25 protein-coding genes and 1 riboswitch are annotated in these 23,737 nt (G+C 40.4%); of the genes, 20 read left to right on the top strand and 5 right to left on the bottom strand.

Annotated elements, in window-relative coordinates:
- Nucleotides 1-68: 68 nt before the first annotated feature.
- The 5 genes from mtnW (at nucleotide 69) to FXF70_RS09930 (ending at nucleotide 3,669) form a co-directional block, all read left to right on the top strand.
- On the top strand, nucleotides 69-1,286 hold the full coding sequence (gene mtnW, locus FXF70_RS09950) for a 2,3-diketo-5-methylthiopentyl-1-phosphate enolase (protein ID WP_148780186.1): 1,218 nt from the start codon (nucleotides 69-71) through the stop codon (nucleotides 1,284-1,286).
- The gene (locus FXF70_RS09945) at nucleotides 1,287-1,982 is read left to right on the top strand and encodes a 2-hydroxy-3-keto-5-methylthiopentenyl-1-phosphate phosphatase (protein ID WP_017367123.1); all 696 of its coding nucleotides are present in this window, start codon (nucleotides 1,287-1,289) and stop codon (nucleotides 1,980-1,982) included.
- Nucleotides 1,946-2,578, top strand: coding sequence for a methylthioribulose 1-phosphate dehydratase (locus tag FXF70_RS09940; protein ID WP_050827214.1), 633 nt, complete (start codon nucleotides 1,946-1,948; stop codon nucleotides 2,576-2,578). Before FXF70_RS09945 ends, FXF70_RS09940 begins: the two co-directional genes overlap by 37 nt.
- A gap of 16 nt (nucleotides 2,579-2,594) precedes the next feature.
- Nucleotides 2,595-3,125 (top strand): 1,2-dihydroxy-3-keto-5-methylthiopentene dioxygenase, encoded by a 531-nt coding sequence (locus FXF70_RS09935; protein WP_008346104.1) that lies wholly within the window; start codon nucleotides 2,595-2,597, stop codon nucleotides 3,123-3,125.
- A gap of 301 nt (nucleotides 3,126-3,426) precedes the next feature.
- On the top strand, nucleotides 3,427-3,669 hold the full coding sequence (locus FXF70_RS09930; RefSeq protein WP_008346101.1) for an aspartyl-phosphate phosphatase Spo0E family protein: 243 nt from the start codon (nucleotides 3,427-3,429) through the stop codon (nucleotides 3,667-3,669).
- Between the two features lie 52 nt (nucleotides 3,670-3,721).
- Here FXF70_RS09930 and FXF70_RS09925 read toward each other — a convergent pair whose 3' ends face one another.
- Nucleotides 3,722-5,221, bottom strand: a complete 1,500-nt coding sequence (locus FXF70_RS09925; protein ID WP_148780185.1) for a sporulation kinase KinD — start codon at nucleotides 5,219-5,221, stop codon at nucleotides 3,722-3,724.
- A gap of 204 nt (nucleotides 5,222-5,425) precedes the next feature.
- Between FXF70_RS09925 and mhqR the strand changes: the two genes are divergently transcribed.
- Complete coding sequence (gene mhqR, locus FXF70_RS09920) at nucleotides 5,426-5,881, top strand: MarR family transcriptional regulator MhqR (RefSeq protein ID WP_148780184.1); 456 nt, start codon at nucleotides 5,426-5,428, stop codon at nucleotides 5,879-5,881.
- A 186-nt stretch (nucleotides 5,882-6,067) separates the two neighbouring features.
- Here mhqR and motB read toward each other — a convergent pair whose 3' ends face one another.
- The 3 genes from motB to FXF70_RS09905 form a co-directional block, all read right to left on the bottom strand.
- Nucleotides 6,068-6,832 carry a flagellar motor protein MotB gene (gene motB / locus FXF70_RS09915; RefSeq protein WP_017367125.1) on the bottom strand — a complete coding sequence of 255 codons (765 nt, stop codon included), beginning with the start codon at nucleotides 6,830-6,832 and terminating at the stop codon, nucleotides 6,068-6,070.
- A complete protein-coding gene (motA, locus tag FXF70_RS09910; RefSeq protein WP_008346088.1) occupies nucleotides 6,825-7,619 on the bottom strand; it encodes a flagellar motor stator protein MotA in 795 nt (264 codons plus the stop codon). Before motA ends, motB begins: the two co-directional genes overlap by 8 nt.
- Before the next feature lie 387 nt (nucleotides 7,620-8,006).
- Nucleotides 8,007-10,112, bottom strand: coding sequence for an ATP-dependent Clp protease ATP-binding subunit (locus tag FXF70_RS09905; protein WP_148780183.1), 2,106 nt, complete (start codon nucleotides 10,110-10,112; stop codon nucleotides 8,007-8,009).
- Between the two features lie 245 nt (nucleotides 10,113-10,357).
- On the opposite strand from FXF70_RS09905, the gene FXF70_RS09900 reads away from it, so the two are divergent.
- The 6 genes from FXF70_RS09900 to FXF70_RS09875 all read left to right on the top strand — a co-directional run bounded on the left by FXF70_RS09900 (nucleotide 10,358) and on the right by FXF70_RS09875 (nucleotide 14,487).
- On the top strand, nucleotides 10,358-11,401 hold the full coding sequence (locus tag FXF70_RS09900; RefSeq protein WP_148780182.1) for a YkvI family membrane protein: 1,044 nt from the start codon (nucleotides 10,358-10,360) through the stop codon (nucleotides 11,399-11,401).
- A gap of 71 nt (nucleotides 11,402-11,472) precedes the next feature.
- Nucleotides 11,473-11,517: riboswitch (PreQ1 riboswitch) on the top strand.
- Nucleotides 11,518-11,675: 158 nt separating this feature from the next.
- Nucleotides 11,676-12,332 (top strand): 7-cyano-7-deazaguanine synthase QueC, encoded by a 657-nt coding sequence (gene queC, locus FXF70_RS09895; protein ID WP_008348090.1) that lies wholly within the window; start codon nucleotides 11,676-11,678, stop codon nucleotides 12,330-12,332.
- A complete protein-coding gene (gene queD / locus FXF70_RS09890) occupies nucleotides 12,333-12,773 on the top strand; it encodes a 6-carboxytetrahydropterin synthase QueD (protein WP_148780181.1) in 441 nt (146 codons plus the stop codon).
- Entirely contained in the window at nucleotides 12,766-13,497 is a 732-nt protein-coding gene (gene queE, locus FXF70_RS09885) for a 7-carboxy-7-deazaguanine synthase QueE (protein WP_148780180.1), read from the top strand. Before queD ends, queE begins: the two co-directional genes overlap by 8 nt.
- Before the next feature lie 15 nt (nucleotides 13,498-13,512).
- A complete protein-coding gene (queF, locus tag FXF70_RS09880) occupies nucleotides 13,513-14,010 on the top strand; it encodes a preQ(1) synthase (protein WP_003211403.1) in 498 nt (165 codons plus the stop codon).
- 258 nt (nucleotides 14,011-14,268) lie between these two features.
- Nucleotides 14,269-14,487: a hypothetical protein gene (locus FXF70_RS09875; protein ID WP_025207245.1), complete on the top strand. Its 219-nt coding sequence runs from the start codon at nucleotides 14,269-14,271 to the stop codon at nucleotides 14,485-14,487.
- A 124-nt stretch (nucleotides 14,488-14,611) separates the two neighbouring features.
- Here FXF70_RS09875 and FXF70_RS09870 read toward each other — a convergent pair whose 3' ends face one another.
- Nucleotides 14,612-14,800 (bottom strand): YkvS family protein, encoded by a 189-nt coding sequence (locus FXF70_RS09870; RefSeq protein ID WP_003211747.1) that lies wholly within the window; start codon nucleotides 14,798-14,800, stop codon nucleotides 14,612-14,614.
- 167 nt (nucleotides 14,801-14,967) lie between these two features.
- Here FXF70_RS09870 and FXF70_RS09865 point away from each other — a divergent pair, with 167 nt between their 5' ends.
- From FXF70_RS09865 to glcT, 8 genes are all read left to right on the top strand, one after another.
- Nucleotides 14,968-15,162, top strand: a complete 195-nt coding sequence (locus tag FXF70_RS09865) for a hypothetical protein (RefSeq protein WP_008348081.1) — start codon at nucleotides 14,968-14,970, stop codon at nucleotides 15,160-15,162.
- Between the two features lie 306 nt (nucleotides 15,163-15,468).
- On the top strand, nucleotides 15,469-16,122 hold the full coding sequence (locus FXF70_RS09860) for a cell wall hydrolase (protein WP_025207246.1): 654 nt from the start codon (nucleotides 15,469-15,471) through the stop codon (nucleotides 16,120-16,122).
- A 113-nt stretch (nucleotides 16,123-16,235) separates the two neighbouring features.
- Complete coding sequence (locus FXF70_RS09855; RefSeq protein ID WP_148780179.1) at nucleotides 16,236-17,552, top strand: polysaccharide biosynthesis protein; 1,317 nt, start codon at nucleotides 16,236-16,238, stop codon at nucleotides 17,550-17,552.
- 54 nt (nucleotides 17,553-17,606) lie between these two features.
- The gene (gene stoA / locus FXF70_RS09850; RefSeq protein ID WP_148780178.1) at nucleotides 17,607-18,095 is read left to right on the top strand and encodes an endospore biogenesis thiol-disulfide oxidoreductase StoA; all 489 of its coding nucleotides are present in this window, start codon (nucleotides 17,607-17,609) and stop codon (nucleotides 18,093-18,095) included.
- 295 nt (nucleotides 18,096-18,390) lie between these two features.
- The gene (locus tag FXF70_RS09845) at nucleotides 18,391-20,310 is read left to right on the top strand and encodes a heavy metal translocating P-type ATPase (RefSeq protein WP_148780177.1); all 1,920 of its coding nucleotides are present in this window, start codon (nucleotides 18,391-18,393) and stop codon (nucleotides 20,308-20,310) included.
- A gap of 104 nt (nucleotides 20,311-20,414) precedes the next feature.
- Entirely contained in the window at nucleotides 20,415-21,509 is a 1,095-nt protein-coding gene (locus FXF70_RS09840; RefSeq protein ID WP_148780176.1) for a M24 family metallopeptidase, read from the top strand.
- A gap of 291 nt (nucleotides 21,510-21,800) precedes the next feature.
- Nucleotides 21,801-22,790, top strand: a complete 990-nt coding sequence (locus FXF70_RS09835) for a LacI family DNA-binding transcriptional regulator (RefSeq protein WP_148780175.1) — start codon at nucleotides 21,801-21,803, stop codon at nucleotides 22,788-22,790.
- A gap of 55 nt (nucleotides 22,791-22,845) precedes the next feature.
- Nucleotides 22,846-23,700, top strand: coding sequence for a glucose PTS transporter transcription antiterminator GlcT (gene glcT / locus FXF70_RS09830; protein WP_017359435.1), 855 nt, complete (start codon nucleotides 22,846-22,848; stop codon nucleotides 23,698-23,700).
- Nucleotides 23,701-23,737 lie beyond the last annotated feature (37 nt).

Here is a 23,737-nt window from a genome sequence, read left to right as displayed (position 1 = left end):
CTGATCAAGCACTTAAAGAGGTTTTTTTTATTGACCATATACAGGACGCAATCGAAAGGGGATTCCTAGTGAGTGAACTACTGGCAACATACGTACTAACACATCGAGAGGATGAACAAATAGACCGAAAAGCAGAGCAGATCGCACTTGGGTTAACGGTCGGGTCATGGACGGACTTGCCGCAGCTCAAAAAGGAGCAGCTGAAAAAACATAAAGGCCGTGTGGTGAGCGTAAAAGAACAGTCCCCCGCAATTGGTGGTCTGTATCAATCAGAGGTGACCATTGCTTATCCTGAGGCGAACTTTTCAGCTGATATACCAGCGGTGTTGACGACGATTTTTGGAAAGCTTTCACTGGATGGGAAAGTAAAGCTCGTCGATATCGAATTTTCGGAAAGGTTTAAACGCTGTCTTCCAGGACCGGTATTTGGCATTGAGGGGATACGAAAGAAAGTAGGCGTGTTTGATCGGCCGCTATTGATGAGTATATTTAAAGGCGTGATCGGCCGTGATATGGAGGATTTAAAAGAACAGCTCCGCTTACAGGCTTTAGGTGGAGTAGACTTCATCAAAGATGATGAGATTTTATTTGAAAGCCCATTAGCCCCTTTTGAAGATCGAATCAAGGAAGGAAAAAAGATATTAAAAGAAACATATGAAGAGACAGGACATCGCACGCTTTATGCTGTTAATTTAACTGGTAGAACTTTTGATTTGAAAGATCGAGCAAGAAAGGCAGCCGAACTCGGGGCTGATGCGCTATTATTCAACGTTTTTGCCTATGGACTTGATGTCATGCAAAGCTTGGCTGAAGATCCAGAGATCCCATTGCCGATCATGGCACATCCGGCAGTGAGCGGTGCAATGACATCCTCTCCAGACTATGGATTCTCGCATTCTCTTCTTTTAGGCAAATTAAATCGATATGCTGGCGCTGATTTAAGTCTTTTTCCCTCTCCTTATGGATCAGTCGCCCTTCCGAAAAAAGATGCCATTGGCATTTTCGAAGCATGTGTGAAAGAGGATACAGTTCAACAAACATTTCCTGTCCCTTCAGCAGGCATTCACCCGGGAATGGTGCCGATCTTAATCAAAGATTTTGGACTTGATCATGTCATTAATGCAGGCGGGGGAATTCACGGACATCCGCGGGGAGCAATCGGAGGAGGGAAAGCCTTTCGTTCGATCATTGATGCGGTGGTCAAAAAAGAGTCTATCGAAGAAAAAGCATCAACTTGTCAAGACTTACAAGCAGCACTTGATCTTTGGGGAAGGGTAGCAGAATAAATGAAAAAACCAATTGTATGTTGTGATTTTGATGGCACGATTACGAAAAATGATAATATCATTCGCATCATGAAGCAGTTTGCTCCAAAAGAATGGACGAAATGGAAGGATGGTGTTCTAGCAAAAGAGATCACGATCCAAGAAGGCGTCGGGCAAATGTTTCAGTTACTGACGAGTGATCAGAAAGAAGCCATTCGGTCATTTATTTTAGAGGATACAGAGATTCGTGAAGGATTTGAACAGTTTGTCGATGATGTCAAAAAAGCAGACATTCCTTTCTATGTACTCAGCGGCGGTATGGACTTTTTTGTCTACCCTATCCTTGAAGGGATTGTCGAACAAGAGAATATTTATTGTAACCATGCATCATTTAAAGAAGACCATATTCAAATTGAATGGCCGCATGCTTGTGATTCAGAATGCCAAAATGGCTGTGGCTGCTGCAAGCCTTCCATTATTCGAGAGCTGACGCAGGAAGATGATTTTATTATCATGATTGGTGATTCAGTGACTGATATTGAGGCAGCGAAACATGCGGATCTCACGTTTGCGCGTGATTATTTACTGAACGAATGTAAAGAGCTAGGGCTCGTACATAAAGAGTATGAAACATTTGTTGATCTAAAAGCGCAATTTGATCAAATAAAGGAAGTGAAGGAATGGCAGACGAGAAGAGTAAACGCTGGAAGGAACTAGCAGACGTCAAACGTGAATTGGCACAAAGAGACTGGTTTTACGGAACGAGCGGCAATTTATCGATAAAAGTGTCGGATGATCCCATCACGTTTTTGGTGACGGCAAGTGGCAAAGATAAACGAAAAGAAACCGATGAAGATTTTGTTCTTGTTGATGCAGCAGGTCAGCCGGTTCATCCGAATGAGCCGCTCAGGCCATCAGCTGAAACACTGCTTCACACATACGTTTATGAGCGGACGAAAGCAGGATGTTGTCTTCACGTCCACACGATCGATAACAATGTCATTTCTGAGCTGTATGGCGATAAAGGAGAAGTTCGTTTTAAAGGCAACGAAATTATTAAAGCGCTTGGTTATTGGGAAGAGGATGCAGAAGTCACTGTTCCTATTATTGAAAACCCAGCTCATATTCCGCACCTTGCAAAACAATTTGCAGTGCACCTGACGGACGATGCTGGTGCTGTACTCATTCGTAATCATGGCATCACCGTTTGGGGGAAAACCGCATTTGAAGCCAAACGAGTCTTAGAGGCTTATGAATTTTTATTTACCTATCATTTGAAAGTAGCGCTTTATCAAAAGCAGCTTGTTAAATAAAAAGGAGGAAACACACATGGCGACCATTTACATTCATAATGAAGAGAACACGTTACTTGAGAACGAACAAGAGGTCCGGGCGTATTTAGAACAGCAAGGGGTCATTTATGAACATTGGGATATTGAAAAACTACCAAAACAGTTATCAGAAAAGTACGATTTAACAGATGATGAAAAGGAAGAAATTTTAACTGTGTTTCAAGAGGAAATAAAGAGTATTTCCGAGCGAAGAGGATACAAAGCGCAGGATGTGATTTCATTATCAGATGCGACCCCTAACCTTGATGAACTGCTTCAAAACTTTAAACGTGAGCATCATCATACGGATGATGAAGTCAGATTTATCGTGAGCGGTCATGGAATCTTTGCCATTCAAGGCAAAGACGGCGTCTTTTTTGATGTGAGACTGAATCCAGGTGATTTAATTTCTGTGCCTCCGAATATTCGTCACTACTTTACACTTCAAGAAGATCGTCAAGTCGTCGCCGTTCGCATATTTGTCACAACTGAGGGCTGGGTTCCAATTTACGAAGAAGAAACGGTTTAATAGTGGGAGCTGATCATTTCGCATGAGGCGGAAGATCAGCTTTTTTTTAGGAAAATAGACATAAAATGAGAGAGAAAATAGTTGATTTTGGTCTTCTGCATAGGATAAAATTCTGTTTAATCAATGTGTCAGTCCTGTCCAATTTTGAAGTTTACCCCCAGAATTCATTGGGTAAAAGGTCTTTAGGCTGTAAAAAATTAAATAAAATAAGCATATTTAATTTAATTTACAAATAAAGTATAATTTTGGTGTCGGATCATTTAGAGCGTAGACAGACGAATTCAGAGCGGGAGCTGAGATCATGAATATTTATGTACGGAAAGAACAGCTATTAATGTCAATTGATGAAAAGAGAAGACAAATGGTAGAAGCTGCTCAAGTAGAAGGCTATACAGGTGAGACGACAATTAAATATAGTCAAGAACTGGACAACCTGATGAATGAGTATCAGTATCTTCTTTTTCATGAACAACAATCTGTTGCTTCCTTTCATGATCTTGTATCACAAATGAGTCTCCTTTCTGTCAATCGTCCTTCTTATTGACATCAAAAAAACCGGTCTTGCCATTAGCAAAACCGGCTGAATGTTTCAGCTATTAGTGTGCAGAAGGGAGCATGATGATCACGGTTGTTCCTTTATTCACTTCGCTCTCGATATCGATTGTCCCCCCATACATCGAAATGATCCGTTTACACACAACAAGCCCAAGACCTGTTCCTTTTTCCTTCGACGTAATAAAAGGGAGGAAAATATGTTTCAGCATCTCTTCTGGTATACCTTCACCTGTATCTTTCACTTTTATGATGACCTGTTCTTTTTCAGCCTCAATGACAATCTTCAAATGACCGCCATTTGGCATCGCTTCTAACGAGTTTTTCGCTACATTCAATACCACTTGTTTAATGTGATCCTTCGTGCAATACACGCCAACATCTTGAATGGTGTTGATTTGCAAATCAACCTCGACATTATAAAGGTTCGCCTCAGAAAATACAATTGGCATGATCTCACTCACAATTTCTTTCACAGAATTATTTTGCCACTTTTCAGCCGTTGGTTTTCCAAGCACAAGAAACTCACTGACGATTTGGTTAATCCGTTTAATTTCTTCCTCGATGACAGAAAAATAAAGCTGATCCTCTTCTGAACGATACTTCTTTTGCAAAAGTTGAATAAACCCGCTAATGCCTGTTAATGGATTGCGAATTTCATGCGCTGTACTTGCTGCGAGTGTTCCAATGAGTTCAAGTTTTTGTGCTTCATTTTGGTGGCGTTCCTGCTGGGTTTGTCGTCTTAAAATGATATATTGGACGAGTGTGAATAAGATATTTAAGAGAATAAATGCACTGGATAAAGGAAACAGCATCACAGACAGTACTTCACTTGTTGTCGCACGCTGCGGAAAAACCTCCAGCTTCCAGCTGTTTTCATCTAAATATGTAGACACGGTGCTATCACTTTCAGATTCTGGCTGTGGACCACTTGTAAACACAACGTCTCCATTTTGATTCAGCATCTTAAAATGAAGCTCTGGGTTTAATACATTCATAATATTTCTTAAATAATCAATTTGAATCGCAGCGACTAGCACATCCGTGACTTCGTCGTTCTCATTCAAAACAGGGACACAAATGGAGAGAATCCGCTGCTTAGTAATGCGGCTCACATAGTTATCTGTGATGACGGTCTGTTTTGTGACTTGAATACGTTTAAAGTAATCTCTAAATGACAGGTTGATTTTTTCCTTTAATGGTGTGGTGCTGGCTGTGACATTTCCTTTTTGGTCTAGGAGATACAGGCCTGAAAAACGAGGTTCTTGTTTATAGATTTTCTCTAGGATGTTTTGCACTCTTTTCGTTTCAAGCGGCTGGTCAAATCCCATGGCAAGGGAAGTTAATCTTGCTTCTGTTTCACTGATTAAATAATTCATTTGGTTTTTGTGAATATTTAACATAAGTGTAGCGGTTTGTTTGTTTTTTACATCAATTTTCTCAGTTTCTTTTTCGTAGATAAAATAACTAATGATGAGGGTTGGAATCACGACCAAAATAAGGTAAAGCTTGATCTTCTTCCAAAACCCTTTCAGTATACTCATGATTCATCGCTCCAACGTATTACCTAATAGACTTATTATAGCATTGAACCTATCTTTATTACGATGACTTGTGAGATTTTTAAAAAATTAGGTGATTCGTTCTGGTCTCTTTTTCATGCTAAAAATGGTTCAACATGTTGACATTTTACTTATTGTTTATTAATGTCACATTAGTGGGTTGCATTTCATAAAGGATGATAAAAAATGGAAAATCATAATGTTGAGAAATCTTTGAAATTATTTATTGTACTATCACGTGCCTATCGCTCCATTAATCACCACATGAACAAACATATTGTGAAGCACGGTCTGAATCCGACTGAATTTGCTGTATTAGAATTGCTGTATCATAAAGGTGATCAGCCGCTTCAGCAAATAGGTGATAAGATCTTACTCGCAAGCGGAAGTATCACGTATGTGGTTGATAAATTGGAGAAAAAAGAACTCCTTAGCCGGAAAGCTTGTGCAGAAGACCGCAGGGTGACATTTGCACATATTACGGAGCAGGGAAGAGCTTTGCTTGATGACATCTTCCCAGATCATGCAAAAGAGATTCACGAGATGATCAGTGTGCTTAGTGAAGAGGAGAAGGATGCCTGCATCGGTATGCTCAAACATGTAGGGCTGCGTGCCAAGCATTTATATGATCATAAAGAATAAACACATAAAAAAGGAAGCCAGCGGCTTCCTTTTTAGTATGTAGACTAATCCTCGCATATGGTGTCAGTCCTGCGCACCGATAAACGACAAGCGCTTTCAATCGCGCTCATAAGAAAAACAAAGGACTAAAATAAACATCATTTTAGCCCTTTGTCATGATCTGAAAGGAAGCTGCTGGCTTCCTATTTATTTTGCTTTTTTCTCAATTGGCAAAATAAGAACTTCGACGCGTCTGTTTTTACTTCTGCCTTCTGCGGTATCGTTAGAGGCAATCGGTTTAAATTCACCGTAACCTTTTGTGCTAAAGTTCTCTTGGTCTAGGTTGCTGTTTTCAAGGAGAATATTTAAAAAGTTGACCGCACGAATGGCGCTTAAATACCAGTTGGATTCAAATTCAGAATTCCGAATCGGAACGTTATCTGTATGCCCGCTAATGACGATATCACGAGCAGGGTTAATGACGAGCAGCTTTGATATTTCTTTGGCTAACGGAACATCCTGCGAGCGGATCACCGCTCGCCCAGAATCAAAGAAGATGCTGTCTTCAATTGTAATAAGCAGACCTTCATCCGTCAGCTTTGTTTCAAGCTTCGAACCAAGTTTTTTATCCGCAATGAATGAATCTACTTGCTTTTTAACCTTTGTTAATACCGCTTGGTCACGAGCTTTCGCTTTTGCTTCTTCTTCATCTTCTGCTGATTTTTTGGTTTGATTGCTGTTTTCTGTTTCTTCGGTGCTCTGCATGCTTGATTGGTCCATTACGCCAGTGCCGCCAGTAAAGACAACATTAAACGATTTAGCCATCTGTTCATATTTTGCCGCATCAATGGAGCTAGATGCAAACAGCACAATGAAGAGGGCGAGAAGAAGCGTAAGAAGATCGGCGTAAGGGATCAGCCAAGACTCATCTACATGGTCTTCATGATCATGTTTTTTACGTTTCCTAGCCATTCTGTTTTTCTCCTTCTTCAATGACAAGATTTGCACGTTCTTTTGCTGGTAAGTACATCAGAAGTTTTTGCTCAATGACCTTTGGAGACTGGCCTTCAAGGACAGAAAGAATCCCTTCAATCATAATGAGACGAAGCTTTACTTCTTCCTTTGATTTACGCTTCAGCTTGTTGGCAAATGGATGCCACAACACATACCCTGTAAAAATCCCTAGCAGTGTGGCGACGAAGGCAGCACTAATCGCATGTCCAAGTGCTTCAATGTCTCCCATGTTTGCAAGTGCGGCAATAAGTCCGACAACGGCACCAAGTACCCCTAGAGTCGGAGCGTATGTACCAGCTTGTGTAAAGATTAATGCGCCTGACTGATGTCTCTCCGACATGGCATCGACTTCTTCTGTTAAGACGTCGCGAATAAATTCAGCACTTTGACCGTCAACTGCCATGCTTAAGCCGTTCTTTAGAAAATCGTCATCGACTTCCTCAAGATTTGCCTCTAATGCCAAAAGACCTTCACGACGAGCAATTTGTGCCCAGTTTGAAAATAGAGGAATCATTTCTTGTATCGTTGGAAGCTTGCTATCTTTGAAAATTTTGCCGAATAATTTTGGTGTTTTCTTAATTTCACTAGATGGGAAGGCAATGACAACAGCTGAAATTGTCCCAACCACAATGATCAATATAGCCGCCGGGTTGATAAGAGCGGTTAGACTCACACCTTTCAAAACCATACCGACACTCAGTGCAATAAATGCTAAAATAATACCAATTAACGATGTTTTGTCCATTATCTCACCAAATCCTTTAACTATCTTTTTCTATAGTTAATATCGGTGTCTTCTAGAAGGGTTTTAGTCAGAATATAAAATTAAGACATTTTATGTGAAGAAATTTTGACGAAAGCGCTTTCTGAAAGTTGTAAAAAAAAGAAACTCCCTCATATAAAAGGGAGTTTTCAGCTTCATCTTTTTTGAGCTGTTTCATCTAAGAGCAATTCTTTTAATTTTTCTTCATGTATGATTTTGATCAAATCGTAGTTCCAATTGATCATGTGATCCATGTGCTCCACCTCTTTTTCTTTTATCGTAAAGGAAAAGAGGCGGGGGAGCGTCGGCGCTCAGATGGAATTTAGACACTGCCACATGATGGAGTTGAAGATCCTCCTTAGGATGTACTTAGCTCTTTTTCACAACAATTTCGTCATGTTCAACATCGACTGTAAATCCAGTAAGTTTTTCTTCTTCAAGCAAGATGTCCGTCATTTGATCTTCAACATGCTCTTGAATCGTTCTTCGTAACGGACGAGCCCCAAATGCTGGATGGTAACCAAGTTCAGCGATTTTTTCTTTCGCTTCGTTTGTGATGTGAACAGTTAGATTTTGTTCTTTTAACTGCTCTGACAAATCTTTGAGCAGAAGATCCACAATTTTGACTAAATCGTCTTTATCTAATGAATCAAACTGAATGATGCTGTCAAAACGGTTCAAGAATTCCGGTTTGAAATAAGCGCTCAGTGAATCAATCAATGATTGTTCTTCGATGGCTTCTTCTTGTTCAGACTGGAACCCGACTTTGACCGCTTTTTTATCTGTGCTGCCAGCGTTACTTGTCATAATGATGACTGTGTCTTTAAAGCTGACGGTTCTGCCTTGGCTGTCTGTTAGACGGCCATCTTCCATGATTTGAAGGAACATATGCTGGACATCAGGGTGCGCTTTTTCGATTTCATCAAGCAAAATGATGCTGTATGGTTTTCTGCGAACCTTTTCCGTGAGCTGTCCGGCTTCATCATGTCCAACGTAACCAGGAGGAGAACCGATGATTTTGGACACGGAGTGTTTCTCCATGTATTCACTCATATCTAAACGAATGATCGCTTCTTTTGAGCCAAATAATTCTTCCGCTAATGTTTTAGACAATTCGGTTTTCCCGACGCCTGTTGGCCCAACGAAAAGGAAGGAGCCAGTTGGTCTGTGTTTTGATTTTAAGCCGGCTCTGCTTCTTTTTACGGCTTTCGCCACTTTTTCAACCGCATGTTCCTGACCAATGACGCGGGCTTTTAAGCGGACATCAATTTCTTTCATTTTTGTTTGTTCGTCTGCTTGCAGTTTGCCGACAGGGATACCTGTTTTTTGTTCTACAATCGACTGAATGTCCTCAGCTGTGACGACATGTTCTTTGTCATTTGTTTTGTTTTGCAATCTCGCTTCAATCGCTTCTTCTTCGTCTCGAAGCTTCGCTGCTTTTTCATATCGTTCTTCATTTAAAGCAGCTTGTTTTTCAGCGGCAATTTGCACAAGACGGTTTGTTAATTCATCTTCACTTGCTGCATCAATGGAGAGATTCGCTTTTGAACCTGCTTCATCCATTAAATCAATGGCTTTATCTGGCAAGTGGCGGTCTTGAATATACCGCGAAGATAATTGAACACACGCTTTAATGGCTTCGTCAGAATAGGTGACGCCATGATACGCTTCATACTTATCTTGAATGCCTTTTAATATCTCGAATGCTTCATCCTGTGTTGGCTCATCAACGATGACGGGTTGGAATCTGCGTTCAAGGGCAGCATCTTTTTCAATCTGACGATATTCTTTTAATGTTGTCGCACCTACTAGCTGCAGTTCCCCTCGAGCTAGAGCTGGTTTCAAAATGTTTCCGGCATCCATTGACCCTTCAGCAGAGCCTGCGCCTACAAGAAGATGAATTTCATCAACGAATAAGATGATATTTTTACGGCTTTGCAATTCTTTGATTAATTGCTTCATCCGTTCCTCAAATTGACCACGTACACCTGTGTTTGCCACAAGTGAAGAGACATCTAATAAATAAACTTGTTTGTTCTTTAATTTATTTGGTACATCTCCATTTGCAATTTTTAGAGCTAGTCCTTCGGCTATGGCCGTTTTACCAACACCAGGTTCACCAATGAGGACAGGATTGTTTTTATTTCTTCTATTTAAAATCTCAATGACTCTTGTGACTTCTTCATCACGGCCAATGACAGGATCGATTAAACCAGCATGTGCGCCATCCGTTAAGTTCCGGCCAAGCTCATCGAGTAAGCCTTTTTGTTTAGGCCGCTCTTGGCTCGTCGCATGTCCTGCTTGCTCAGAGAAGAATGAACCGCCTCCGAAAAGGTTAGGACCCATTTTCATTTTTGACTGTTCCATCAAAGAGGTATAGCAGTCTTCACATAAAACCATTTGGCTACGGGACGAATTTACTTGCATATTCAGGCGAATCGTTGCTTCATTTACTTGACAATGTTGACAACGCATGAGCCATGACCTCCTTAAAATAAAGTTTGACTTTATTTGACCAATGAATGTTAAATAAAATGGTCTGTTGTTTGACCATCTTTGACTATAGTATACTCTGACCTATTTTGACTTTCAACTGTTTTGCTCATAGCTGAATGAAAAATCCTTTTTTGCATTTAATCATGGTTTGTCCTTCTTTTCAAGGAACTTGTCTCATAGGATAAAAAAGAGACAATCGAAAGTGATGGGTGCGGAGGGGTCATATGAAACGTTCAAATGAATCCGCTTTTCAGCTTGCCTTTGTATATGTAGGAACAGTGGTTGGAGCTGGGTTTGCGACAGGAAAAGAAATCGTAGAATTTTTTGTTCGTTTTGGCTGGATTGGATTGATCGGGATTTTGATTAGCGGTGTTATTTTTACCGGCCTTGGCGCAAAAATGATGCTGATTTCCAAACGAATTGAAGCGGAATCTTATCAAGATATGAATCGGTTTTTATTTGGAGCTGCTGCGAGTCGATATATTAACATCGTCATGTTTTTTATCTTACTAGGTGTGACGTCAGTGATGATTTCTGGAGCAGGCGCTATTTTTGAAGAACAACTTGGCATCTCAAAAGAATATGGTATTTTTTTAACGATTATTTTAAGTGTCATTGTCCTTTTTAAAGGGTCAAAAGGGTTATTTGGTGTCAATGTACTTGTCGTTCCAATGCTGATTTTCTTTTCGCTGATTGTGTTTCTAGACTCATTTGTGTTTAGTAGCGGTGAAAGCCACGTTCTGGGGCTGCAAATGGGAGAGGGCGAATGGATGTTGTCTGCGGTTTCATATGGTGCATTTAATTTAGCGCTGTCTCAAGCCGTATTAGTGCCGGTCGCAAACGAAATGACATCCGAAGCCGTGATCAAAAAAGGAGCGGTGCTTGGGGGTCTGATGCTGACACTTATTCTGCTCGCCTGCTTTTTATCTCTTTCTTCATTAGATATGCTGGAGTCTTATGATATCCCGATGGCCCAAGTGGTGTATCAAGTCGCAAACTCCATTCATCTCGTCTATTTATTCGTGATCTTCGGTGAAGTCTTTACATCTGTTATAGGGAATTTATACGGTCTCGAAAGGCAAGTGAGGGCGTATATCCGATTGAACAGTATGTATACGATATCCTTTATTCTGCTTTGCTGTTATGTGATCAGTAAAATTGGATACGGCACACTCATTTCAACGGTTTACCCTGTTTTTGGCTATGTCAGTATCTTTTTTATCCTCTTTCTTTGTCTGAAAAAAGTGCCTGCATCACGTGATAAGTAAAGAAGGGATAGCTTGTATACCAATTATGTGGTACACTATCCTCTGTGAAAATTGAACAAAAATCCGTGAAAACGGGAGAGGTTCTAGCAAAACCCTCTATAAAAAACTAAGGACTTGCCGTATCCTTGGATGTGGCATTTTTTATTTTTTATGGCTGGGACACCTCATACACATGTAAAGGTGTCTTTTCTTTTGAGAAAAATAGGGGTTTTCATGAACCTTTCAGATGCAGCTTTGTGCGGTGGTACGGGTCTGCAAAAGGAGGAAAAGGAAAATGAAAAATGAAAAAGCGGTCGTTGTCTTTAGCGGGGGACAGGACAGTACGACATGTTTACTATGGGCACTTCAACAATTTAAAGAGGTTGAAACGGTAACCTTTCATTATAATCAGCGTCATCAAGAAGAAATTGATGTCGCCAAAAGAATTGCTGACAAGCTAGGTGTGAAAAATCATCTATTAGATATGTCTCTTTTAAATCAGCTTGCACCAAATGCCTTAACAAGAGATGACATTGATATTGAAGAAAAAGAAGGAGAACTGCCTTCCACATTTGTTCCGGGGAGAAACTTAGTTTTCTTATCCTTTGCATCCATTCTTGCGTATCAAATTGGAGCACGTCATATTATCACGGGTGTGTGCGAGACAGACTTTAGCGGCTACCCAGATTGCCGAGATGAGTTTGTGAAATCTTGTAACGTCACGGTGAATTTGGCAATGGAAAAACCATTTGTCATCCATACGCCGCTCATGTGGCTGAATAAAGCTGAAACGTGGAAGCTGGCTGATGAACTGAATGCGCTAGATTTTGTAAAAAATGAAACACTCACTTGCTATAATGGCATCATTTCTGATGGCTGCGGGGAATGTCCTGCATGTAAGCTTCGGAAAAATGGCTATGACACTTATATGGACATGAAGGAGGCGAACTAAATGCTTTCTCAAATCTATCCACAGACGAATCACCCTTTTTCGTTTGAATTAAATAAAGATATGCATGTATCGGCAGCCCATTTTATCCCGAGAGAAGATGCTGGCGCTTGTAGCCGTGTACATGGTCACACGTATACGATTAACATTACGATTGCAGGAGATCATCTAGATGATTCAGGTTTCCTTGTGAATTTTAGCACGCTAAAAAAACTCATTCATGGACAGTACGACCATACACTGCTCAATGACCATGAAGAATTCTCATCAAATGATCCATACGCGATGCCAACCACTGAGGTTGTCGCAAAGACTGTGTATGATAAAGTGACCGCATATTTAACGACTTTAGCGAACAAGCCGACATGTGTTCAAGTTTTTGTCAGAGAGACACCAACAAGCTATTGCATTTACCGTCCGAAACGAGTTGAGCTCAATGACTAAAGCGATTCCTGTCTTAGAAATCTTTGGTCCAACCATTCAAGGAGAAGGAATGGTCATTGGCCAAAAAACCATGTTTGTCAGAACGGCTGGCTGTGACTACTCCTGCAGCTGGTGTGATTCATCTTTTACATGGGATGGATCAGCGAAGCAAGATATTCAGTGGCTTCAGGCAGAGGACATTGTAAAAGAGCTGAAGAGAATAGGTGGAAAGGCATTTTCTCATGTCACCATTTCAGGTGGGAATCCTGCGCTTTTGAAACAAATGGAATCACTTATTGATTTATTGCATGAAGAAGGAATTGATACGGCGCTTGAAACGCAGGGAACGATGTATCAAGATTGGTTTTTGAAGATAGATGATTTAACCATTTCTCCAAAGCCACCAAGTTCTAATATGAAAACCGATTTCTCGAAACTTACGCGTATCATAGATGAATTGAAAAATGGAAACAGGTTGCATCATGCAAGCCTGAAGGTCGTCATCTTTGATGATCTTGATCTAGCCTATGCAAAGGATGTCCATGCGAAATACCCAGAACTCCCCTTTTATTTGCAGGTGGGAAATGATGATACGACGACAGCTGATGATGCGTACTTATTAACGCACTTATTAAAGAAATACGAAATGCTTGTAGATCAAGTAGCGCAAGATCCTGATTTGAATCGTGTGAGAGTCTTACCACAATTGCACACGCTATTGTGGGGAAATAAACGAGGCGTATAGAAAGGAAGAGACAAAATGACGACAAGAAAACCAGAAGAATTAGAAGGTGTCACTTTACTAGGAAATCAAGGGACCAATTACTTGTTTGACTATGCACCACAAGTGCTTGAAACGTTCCCAAATAAACATACGAATAGAGATTATTTTGTGAAATTCAACTGCCCAGAATTCACATCACTTTGCCCGCAAACAGGACAGCCAGATTTTGCGACCGTGTATATCAGCTACATCCCAAATGAAATCATGGTCGAAAGTAAATCATTAAAATTATATTTGTTCAGCTTCCGTAACCACGGTGACTTCCATGAGGATTGTATGAATATTATCATGAACGACCTCATTGAATTAATGGACCCAAGATATATTGAAGTATGGGGCAAATTTACACCAAGAGGCGGTATTTCAATTGATCCGTATACGAACTACGGAAAACCTGGGACAAAGTATGAAGAGATGGCATCGTATCGTATGATGAATCACGATATGTATCCAGAAACGATTGATAATCGCTAATAAATAAGAAAAGACATGTGGATGACATGTCTTTTTTTATGGAATAGATTATGATGGCACATAAAAAAAGAGAAGAGTCATGTCACTCTTCTCATACCAATAGGAATAGAACTTGCTAGGACGGCTGGGGGCTACCAGCTCGTATGTATAGTATACACGACAGAACGTATGTTTGTAAAGGTGTATCATGCTTTTATTCTTCATATATTTACTTTAAGATAAAATTGAAACGAGCGAATGAAAATGGAGGCGTTTGTGTTGGCAAACAAAGAAGACAAAACAGAGAAGCTGCTAATGGAATTAAGGGAAGAGCTTCAGGTGCTTGAACATCAAAACAAAGAACGATATAAATGGAGTGCTTCCACATTACTTGGAGTGATCGCCCTTTTAATTGATAAAGGCGTGATAACACCTGAAGAAGTTGATATGTACAAAACAAAAGCGGAAATGCAAACCTTTCACGCGCAAAAAGACTGACGCCACTTTATATGGTTGTCAGCCTTTTTTATATGTGATGGTCAAAAGAGAACAGAGCTGTCACACGAGTCAGCTTTGCTGTGTATATCTTTATGTAACGGTAGTCTGAATTGAGGATTGCAAATTAATGTACGGAGTCTTTGATGATTTTATAGTTTTTATGATTAACGACTGTTAGTGAATCCAGTTCTAAATCTCTATAGTTGTCCATAATAGTGACATCCACAATAACAGAGTTTTCATTCACTTTTTCAACTACACCTGTTAAACCATTTCTAAATTCGATCACATTCCCAATTTTTGCAATCTTCAACCGATCCCTCTCCTTTAAAAACAGATTTCATTCCCTATTAAAAAGTATTTTGCAATATTTTCATACCAATGTAAAGGATAAAGACGTTTTTCTTTCGTTTTCGTTGTACGCTTTGAAAACGAATGGTATATTTAATATTTGATCAAGGCTGAAAAGGAGCGGTTTTTTTGACTGAAGAACACATCAACACAATACTAGAATCATTACGGAATGGTACTGAAAAACAAGTGACCATTCAAAAGGATGATTTTTTAACATTTCGTTCTGTATTGGTCAATCAAGATGATTTTAAACATTTTCGCGGAATCGCCAAGCATGGTGGAGATGTTATTTTTGAATATCTTAAAGAAGCAAGAAGCTAAAGCTTTTTCTCATTCATGAGAAAAAGCTTTTTATTTTGGTTCTTTTGTCACACTTCAAACCAGCTTGATACATATGAAAAGAAAATGTAATAACCCATAATCAGGAGCATAAGGATGATTATAGGCTAAAAAGAGACTATATTAAACGCTTACATTACCAGTTCATGCGTATTTCAACTAGGACATGCCATTTAATGACGGAATTTGGACAGGCATGAAAATCTTTGTGCGTGAAAATAGAAGAAGCTCTTGTTAGAGTGGACAAGTATCTTACAGCCTACATTGATTAAAGGAGGAATGAGGCGAATGATCAAAATTCATACAGCTCTTTTTGCCATCCTTATGCTCATCTCAGCGATCAAGATGGACAATATACAAGAGCAAGAAGGCACATTAAGTCAGAAACTTGAACAAGCACCTGTAAAGCATCAGCTTTCATATATAGATCAAGATGAAAAGCATACTGTGATCCCAGCGTTTTCAGAGGAGAAACATCAGCCGAAAGTGAAAATGCTAAGCACGTCAACAGAGGAGAAGGCATCAAAACCGAAGCCGAAGAAAAAGGAAACGGCAAAGCCAGCAAGCTCAAGAAATCAATCACACTATTCTAATGAAGAAATGGACTTGCTTTCTCGGTTGGTACATGCCGAAGCAAAAGGTGAATCTTACGCCGGGAAAAAAGCGGTAGCAAGCGTCGTCTTAAACCGCGTAGAACACCGCTCTTTTCCTGACAGTGTCAGAGGCGTGATTTATCAGCGAAATGCCTTCCAGCCCGTATCAAATGGAAGTATCAATGATAAGGCAGACCAGGATTCCGTAAAAGCTGTGAAGCAGGTTGTCAAAGAAGATGACAGAACAACAAAGGCGATTTATTTTTATAATCCAAAAACGGCGACAGATAACTGGATTCGTTCTCGTAAAATTGTAGAACGCATTGGCCGTCATGTGTTTGCAGTGTAAAGAAAAGCAGCGATCAATCAGTCGCTGTTTTTTTGTCTTCAATTATTAAAATATTTTCAGGACTTGTCTCATAGAATGTGAAAAGAATTTGCTTTTAGACAAGGGGAGGCTACATGAATCGATTTGTAAAAGGGGTCATTCTGCTATCTGTCGCAGCTTTCATTGCTGAGTGTATCGAGTTTTTAGTCAATATGATTTTAGCGAGAGAGCTTGGAGAACATGGAATGGGTTTATATATGAGCATCCTTCCCATCATCATGCTTGTGCTTGTGATCGCCAGCTTAGAGCTGCCAGTCTCCATTTCTAAATTCATTGCAGAATCGCATGAGCGGCTTCATAAAAGTATGCTTCGCCATGCATTTAAAATGACGCTTGTGGTGACATGCACAACAACGGCAATAGCAGCCATTGTACTGCCTTTCATTCCTGTATTTCAATCGTATCATCCGCTGATGAAGGGTTTGGTTCTGTCACTCATTCCAATCATCGCATTTACTTCCATTGCACGCGGCTATTTTATGGGCAAGCAGCAAATGGGCAGAATTGCTCTAGCCAATATGCTGAAAAAAACGATCCAGCTTATCTGTTTGTTTTTGTTTTTTCATTGGTATTCGTTTGATATTGAAACAGCGGTGCTTATTGCGATTGGTGTGATTGTTGCAAGTGATCTCGTCGTCTTTATCTATTTATATTCCCAATACGTCATGGCGAAAAATGCTGTGAATGTCAGATCGGTTGAGTTAAGAGGGATTGACGTCAGAAAACGTTTGTTAGCAGTCTCCATCCCGACAACAGGTATGCGTATCTTTCATGCCATTGCCAATGCGATTGAACCGTTTTTGATCAAAGGAGCCCTCGTTGCAGCGGGCATTTCTGGTACGCTTGCGGTTGATCATTACGGAATGCTTGCTGGCGTAGCGATGTCGATCGGTTTTTTTCCGGCGTTTATCGCTCATTCCATTATGATTGTGATGATTCCGAATGTATCAGAAGCCTATGCCTTGGGGCAGTATGATCTCGTGAAAAAACGTGTCAGACAAGCGATTCTCATTACGTTTGGCTATGGGGTGCCAGCGGTGATGATCATGTATTATTTCGCTTATCCGCTCACGCAGCTCTTTTTTGACTCACCTCAAGCAGCCGTCTACTTGCAGCTGCTATGGCCATACTTCTTATGCCACTTGTTCGTGATGCCGTTTCAAGCGTGTTTAATTGGTATGGGTCTCATAAAAGATGTGTTCCTACATAATATATGGGTGCACGTGGTGTCGTTCTCTATGGTGTATTTTCTAGGATCCATCGAATCCTTAAATATGATGGGCGTTATCTTAGGAATGAACACGGGGATGCTGCTATTAACGGCTCTGCATTATGCAACGATTTGCAAGGAACTCGGCGTCTCCATGTTTCTTATATTGAAAAAAGCTTGAATGTCATGTGCAGCTAGCGGGCAAGCTATAGGAAAATCAGGAAGGAAGATGCTGATGAATCGTAAATATCTACCCGCCAGTCTTCTCGTGATGACCCTTCTTTTATTTCTGATGAACATAGAGGCTGAAGCAAAAGAGCCTGTCATGGCGCCGAGGATAGAAGCTCTTACATTAACAGGTGAAACGCAGGTGATCCCGGTGAAAGGGAAGCGGACCATTCTGCATTTTTGGACAACGTGGTGCCCATCCTGCAAAATGGAGCTTCCAGCCTTTGAACAGATTGTGAAAGAAAATCAAAGTGATGTAGACATACTGACTGTTAATTTACTTGGTGCTGAGCAAAGCAAGCATGCTGTTGCCCAATTTGTGAAAGACAGAAAGTTTACATTTCCGATCGTTCTCGATGAGCACGGCGAAATGATGAAGAAATACCAAATCATGACGATCCCGACGACTTTTTTCATCAATGAAAAGGGTGAAGTGGTCAAAAACCATATAGGTCCGCTGACGAAAAAACAAATCAAAGAGTGGACAAATTCTTAGAACACAAGCTTTCTGTAAAGAACCAATGGTCGATCCGTTGGTTCTTTTTTGTGTTCAATTACCTTTCAGATGAATAAAATGTGCTCAGAAAGAGGAAGAAATGTCGGATGCTAATAATGATAATTATTATCAAGAAGAAATTATAATAATTATTAATTGAAAATTGGTCAGAACCTGTTATAATGAGTTACAGACCTATAAAAAGCTTGAAATAGCAGAAAATATAGATGATTAACGGAACGGGCAACGATTGATAATGTGAAAATCATTATCAATTAGAGAGGAGAAAGTAATCATGAATGAGAATACAGTACTTTATCAAACGACAGATCAAAAGGGATCCAACTCGCTCTTTCATAAATGGGCACAGCACGGAGAATTAATCGCAGCAGGCATTTCGGGGATTCTCATCTTGATTGGATGGTTTCTAAAGGATGAAACGATGTGGAGTATTCCTCTTTTTATTCTTGCTTTTGTTATTGGTGGTTTTGCAAAGGCAAAGGAAGGAATTGAAGAGACCATTTCATCCAAGACATTAAATGTAGAACTTTTAATGATATTTGCTGCGATAGGCTCAGCGATCATTGGCTACTGGGCAGAGGGCGCCATTTTAATTTTTATTTTTTCGCTCAGCGGTGCGCTAGAAACGTATACGTCAAATAAAAGTAAAAAAGACTTAACGGCCTTAATGAGTATCGCTCCAGATGAAGCCACTTTAATTGAAGAAGATGGCACCACCATCCAAATCGCTGCTTCTTCACTTACGCCAGGCGACCGTATTTTAATCAAAGCGGGCGAACGAATTGCAGCAGATGGTGTGATTATGAGCGGAAGAACAAGTGTAGACGAATCTGCCTTAACGGGTGAATCGGTGCCTCAGGAAAAAGGGCAAGGGGAAGATGTGTTTGCAGGAACAGTGAATTTAAATGGTTCATTAACAGTAGAAGTAACAAAACATAATGAAGAAACACTTTTTCATAAAATCATTAAGCTTGTGGAATCTGCACAAGAAAGTGTATCGCCAAGCCAAGCGTTTATTGAAAAATTTGAAGGTGCATATGTAAAAGGTGTGCTCATCACTGTAGCGATTTTAATGTTCCTACCTCATTTTGTACTTGGCTGGAGCATGAGTGAAACGTTCTACCGTGCGATGGTGTTTATGGTGGTTGCCTCGCCTTGTGCACTTGTTGCCTCAATTATGCCAGCAGCTCTTTCACTCATCTCAAACGGTGCAAGAAACGGTATGCTTGTAAAAGGAAGTGTCTTTTTAGAAAAACTGGGCACAAGTACGATGATTGCATTTGATAAAACGGGTACGATTACAAGTGGAAAACCAGCTGTTGAAAAAGTGGTCTTGGCAAAAGGGCAGGATGAATCGACCTTTTATCAAGCGCTCTATCAAATTGAAAGTCAGTCAAACCATCCATTAGCTAAAGCCATTTCTGATATGGCAAAAGAGCATCATACAGGGCGGTCAGCCCACGTAACCATTGAAGAAACATCAGGTTTTGGTGTGGAAGCACAATTAAATGAGGACAGATGGCGGATTGGGAAGAAAGATTTTGCCGGAAAAGCTTCAATGGATCGTGACATTGAAGAGAATGGTGATGTTCTTTCATCCAAAGGATATACAGTTGTCTATGTTCAAAAAAATCAAGAAGTCGTCGGCTGTCTCGGTTTGAAGGATCAAATCAGACCTGAAGCCAAAAAAATGATTCAGGAGCTGAATGATTTAGGCATCCAAACCGTCATGCTCACAGGGGATCAGCAAAAAACAGCTGAAGCGATTGCAGAGGAAGCAGGCATCCAAACCGTTGTCGCTGAATGTCTTCCAGATGAAAAGGTACACGAAGTCAATCAACTGAAAAAACAAGGTGATTCGATCATTATGGTCGGAGATGGAATCAATGATGCACCTGCACTCGCCACAGCAGATGTTGGCGTCGCAATGGGCGGAGGCACAGATGTTGCTTTAGAAACAGCAGATCTCATTTTAATGAAAAATAACTTAAACAACTTGACAAAGATGATCCGTCTTTCAAGAAAGATGAACCGAATCATTAAACAAAACATCATCTTTTCATTAACTGTTATTTGTTTGTTAATCTGTGCGAATTTCTTACAAGTTCTTGATTTACCTTTTGGTGTCATTGGGCATGAAGGCAGTACGATTTTGGTTATTTTAAACGGACTTCGTTTGCTTCGTGCTTCTTAAGCAAATCACAAAAGCGCACTGGCTTTAGGTCAGTGCGCTTTTGTGCGAAATACAGTGAAAACTGATACAATAGATCAGTAGTCAAACGTGTGAGGAGGATCACGATGAATCGAATGAAAAACTTGTCTTCTTGGCTTAAGAAAAAAGACATTCAAGGTGCATTTATACATACAAAGGAGAATGTATTCTATCTATCTGGATACTTTACAGAGCCGCATGAAAGAGTGATGGGGCTGTTTGTTTTTCAGGAAGCAGATCCATTTTTCATTTTGCCTAAGATGGAAGTTGAGCAAGCAAAAAATGCGGGATGGGCTGGAGATCTCATTGGATATGAAGACCATGAAAACCCCTTTGATTTCATACAAAAGGCACTAGAAAAACGAGAAGTAAAAGCGACTCGCCTAGCGATTGAAAAAGAATCCATTCCTTTGCAAAGAGCAGAGCAGCTTCAAGCTGTCACTGGGGCAGAAACATTTGTCCGGGCAGAAGATGTGCTCAATCAGCTAAGACTAATTAAAGACGAAGCTGAAATTGAAACATTGAAAAAAGCTGCTCAATTGGCAGACGAAGGCGTCAAAATTGGGGTTCATGCCCTAAAAGAAGGGGTGACGGAAACCGAAGTTCTTGCTGTCATCGAATATGAACTGAAGAAAAAAGGCATTCAGGGCATGTCCTTTTCAACCATGGTACTATTCGGAGAAAAATCAGGAGAACCTCATGGAAATCCGGGACAGGCAGCCTTGAAAAAAGGCGATTTTGTTTTATTTGATCTTGGCGTGATTGTGGATGGCTATTGTTCAGATATTACAAGAACCTTCATCTATCAAGAAGCGTCTGAACAACAAAAGGATATTTACAACGCCGTCTTGAAAGCCGAATTGGCAGCACTTGATATGAGCCAGCCGGGTGTGAGAATTGGTGACCTTGACTTAAAAGCAAGAGGGCTGATCGCAGAAGCAGGATATGGCGAATACTTCCCGCACCGTCTAGGGCATGGACTCGGGGTTTCTGTTCATGAGTTCCCTTCTATGAGTCAAGCAAATGATGATCTTCTAAAAGAAGGGATGGTCTATACGATCGAGCCGGGTATTTATGTACCAGGAGTCGGCGGGGTTAGAATTGAAGACGATGTTCTCATTACAAAAGATGGCCCAGTCACCTTAACCAATTATCCAAAAGAGTTGACGATCATCAAGTAATGAAAAAAATCACGATGAACGTCCAAGTATTGGGAGCGTCATCGTGATTTTTTGTCACTCTTTGCAATCCTTATCAACAAAAAAATCATCAATTGATTGAAACGGCTTGATTTTATGTTCTTTTCCTAAAGGATGTAGTGCGAATCGAGCAGAAAACAAAATAGTCAAACATAATATGATCCATATGATAATACCCATCTTGAATTCCCCTTTCCACCCAGTGATTTGTTCAGCTCACATACATCTTAAAGTATGAAACGCTTACCATATCAAGAGAAAGTAGGAGAAAAAATGCCTAACATAAGGGATATTGCGAAAAGAGCGGGTGTATCTGTTACCACCGTATCACGAGTGATGAATGATCATCCTTATGTCAAAGAAGAAAAGCGAGAGCGCGTACTTAGTGCGATGAAAGAGCTCAAATATACACGGAATATTCAGGCAGTGCATTTAGCAAAGGGCTATTCCAATATGCTTGGAATTGTACTTCCGACAATTGATCACTCCTATTTCAGCGGAATTGTCACAGGGATTGCAGAGAAAGCACAGGAGTGCGGAATGCATTTTGCCTTGTTTCAAACAGGATATGACCCAGTAAAGGAAAAAGAAGCATTAATGAGCTTAAAAGAGCAACGTGTGGATGGTTTAATCTTTTGCTCAAATGCGTTAAGTGATCGAGACATTTTAAAGTGGCAGGAATCTGGTCCTATTATCTTTTGTCATCCTACTCCGCATGATCCATGTTCATCGGTATCGATTGCGCATGATCAGGCTTTTAAGGAAGGGCTTGAACACTTAGCGGCATGCGGTCATGAGCGAATCGCAATCGTTCTTGCTAGAACAGAAGGGGAGAATAGCCAAGTTCGCATTCAGACTTATCAAGAAATGATGCGGTCGCTTGGGCAGGACATTGATGATGAATGGATCATTGAAGGAAAACTGACCATTTTTGATGGCAAGCAATTATTTAGAGAATGGAAAGAGATGAAAAATCGTCCGACAGCCTTATTGATTACGAACGATGATGTCTCAGCAGGTTTTTTACTAGAAGCACAGCGTCGCCACATAAACGTTGGAGAATCGCCAGCCATACTTGGCTTTCAAAACGATCAATTGAGTGAAGCATTGGGGATTTCTAGTATAGACATTCCCCTCAAACAAATGGGGCAGGAAGCATTTGACTTGTTCAAGCAAGCATTACAAGGTGAGGCACCAAAAAAAAGAGTGCTGTCATATCGACTCGTTGAGCGAACAACGACTATTTTGAAAAACAATCGTTGACGCACGTTTCATCTGTTTTGTACGATAAGAAGGATTGAATAAGAAGGAGGTGGGGATGTTCATGGAATCCTTCACCGTTGATAAAGCGTTAAATAATAATGTCATCATCGCAAAACACCCTTCTTTAGGCGAAGTGGTCCTGATTGATAAAGGGATCGGCTTTGGGAAAAAATCGGGTGACGTTCTCGATCAAGCGGCATTTGAGAAAATGTTTGTGTTAAAGAATACAAAAGAGCAAACAGAATACAAACAATTGCTGCACCACATAAATGAGGACATGATTGAGCTTGCCAATGACGTCATTTATCATATACGAGAAAAAATGGGGCATCGTTTAAATGAGCATATTCATATTGCACTGACAGATCATATTGCCTTTAGCTTTAAGCGAGTTAAGCAAGGCTATGATATCACCAATCCTTTTATGCTTGAAACGAAATCCTTATACCCGAAAGAATACGAGGTCGCAAAGGAAGTCGTGGAACTGATAAATGCGCGGCCAGATGTTGAAACAAAGCTGCCCGAAGGAGAGATTGGCTTTATTGCGCTCCACATTCACTCTGCTTTAACGAACCGGCCTTTATCCGAGGTCAACCGTCATTCGCAGCTCATGACACAAATGGTCCAAGTCATAGAAGATGCATTTCATATGAAAGTAGATAGAGAAAGTATTCATTATTTACGCTTACTGCGCCATATTACGTTTTCGATTGAGCGTATTAAACGGGAAGAATCATTAGAGGAGCCAGAAAAGTTGCTTCATCTATTGAAAAATGAATATCCTTTATGCTACAATACTGCTTGGAAAATGATCAAAATTTTGCAACATGCATTGAAAAAGCCTGTACAAGATGCCGAAGCTGTCTATTTGACACTACACCTGTACAGATTGACGAATAAAATTTCATAGTTTCCTTGAAACGTGTAACTGATTCGATCAGGCATGA

The organism is Bacillus sp. Y3, assembly GCF_008123875.1.
Classification (GTDB): Bacteria; Bacillota; Bacilli; order Bacillales; family Bacillaceae; genus Bacillus; species Bacillus altitudinis.
Note: the sequence above shows the minus strand (reverse complement) of the source record. Positions and strands in the feature narration are given on the sequence as shown.

Excerpts from the sequence above, each read along its gene's own strand:
- FXF70_RS09940 (WP_050827214.1), top strand. The coding sequence starts at position 1,946 with ATGGCAGACGAGAAGAGTAAACGCTGGAAGGAACTAGCAGACGTCAAA.
- queF (WP_003211403.1), top strand. The coding sequence starts at position 13,513 with ATGACGACAAGAAAACCAGAAGAATTAGAAGGTGTCACTTTACTAGGA.
- FXF70_RS09840 (WP_148780176.1), top strand. The coding sequence starts at position 20,415 with ATGAATCGAATGAAAAACTTGTCTTCTTGGCTTAAGAAAAAAGACATT.
- FXF70_RS09945 (WP_017367123.1), top strand. The coding sequence starts at position 1,287 with ATGAAAAAACCAATTGTATGTTGTGATTTTGATGGCACGATTACGAAA.
- glcT (WP_017359435.1), top strand. The coding sequence starts at position 22,846 with ATGTTCATGGAATCCTTCACCGTTGATAAAGCGTTAAATAATAATGTC.
- FXF70_RS09905 (WP_148780183.1), bottom strand. The coding sequence starts at position 10,112 with ATGCGTTGTCAACATTGTCAAGTAAATGAAGCAACGATTCGCCTGAAT.
- queE (WP_148780180.1), top strand. The coding sequence starts at position 12,766 with ATGACTAAAGCGATTCCTGTCTTAGAAATCTTTGGTCCAACCATTCAA.
- queD (WP_148780181.1), top strand. The coding sequence starts at position 12,333 with ATGCTTTCTCAAATCTATCCACAGACGAATCACCCTTTTTCGTTTGAA.
- FXF70_RS09900 (WP_148780182.1), top strand. The coding sequence starts at position 10,358 with ATGAAACGTTCAAATGAATCCGCTTTTCAGCTTGCCTTTGTATATGTA.
- FXF70_RS09925 (WP_148780185.1), bottom strand. The coding sequence starts at position 5,221 with ATGAGTATACTGAAAGGGTTTTGGAAGAAGATCAAGCTTTACCTTATT.
- FXF70_RS09930 (WP_008346101.1), top strand. The coding sequence starts at position 3,427 with ATGAATATTTATGTACGGAAAGAACAGCTATTAATGTCAATTGATGAA.
- mhqR (WP_148780184.1), top strand. The coding sequence starts at position 5,426 with ATGGAAAATCATAATGTTGAGAAATCTTTGAAATTATTTATTGTACTA.
- queC (WP_008348090.1), top strand. The coding sequence starts at position 11,676 with ATGAAAAATGAAAAAGCGGTCGTTGTCTTTAGCGGGGGACAGGACAGT.
- motB (WP_017367125.1), bottom strand. The coding sequence starts at position 6,832 with ATGGCTAGGAAACGTAAAAAACATGATCATGAAGACCATGTAGATGAG.
- FXF70_RS09855 (WP_148780179.1), top strand. The coding sequence starts at position 16,236 with ATGAATCGATTTGTAAAAGGGGTCATTCTGCTATCTGTCGCAGCTTTC.
- FXF70_RS09845 (WP_148780177.1), top strand. The coding sequence starts at position 18,391 with ATGAATGAGAATACAGTACTTTATCAAACGACAGATCAAAAGGGATCC.
- motA (WP_008346088.1), bottom strand. The coding sequence starts at position 7,619 with ATGGACAAAACATCGTTAATTGGTATTATTTTAGCATTTATTGCACTG.
- FXF70_RS09935 (WP_008346104.1), top strand. The coding sequence starts at position 2,595 with ATGGCGACCATTTACATTCATAATGAAGAGAACACGTTACTTGAGAAC.
- FXF70_RS09860 (WP_025207246.1), top strand. The coding sequence starts at position 15,469 with ATGATCAAAATTCATACAGCTCTTTTTGCCATCCTTATGCTCATCTCA.
- FXF70_RS09835 (WP_148780175.1), top strand. The coding sequence starts at position 21,801 with ATGCCTAACATAAGGGATATTGCGAAAAGAGCGGGTGTATCTGTTACC.
- stoA (WP_148780178.1), top strand. The coding sequence starts at position 17,607 with ATGAATCGTAAATATCTACCCGCCAGTCTTCTCGTGATGACCCTTCTT.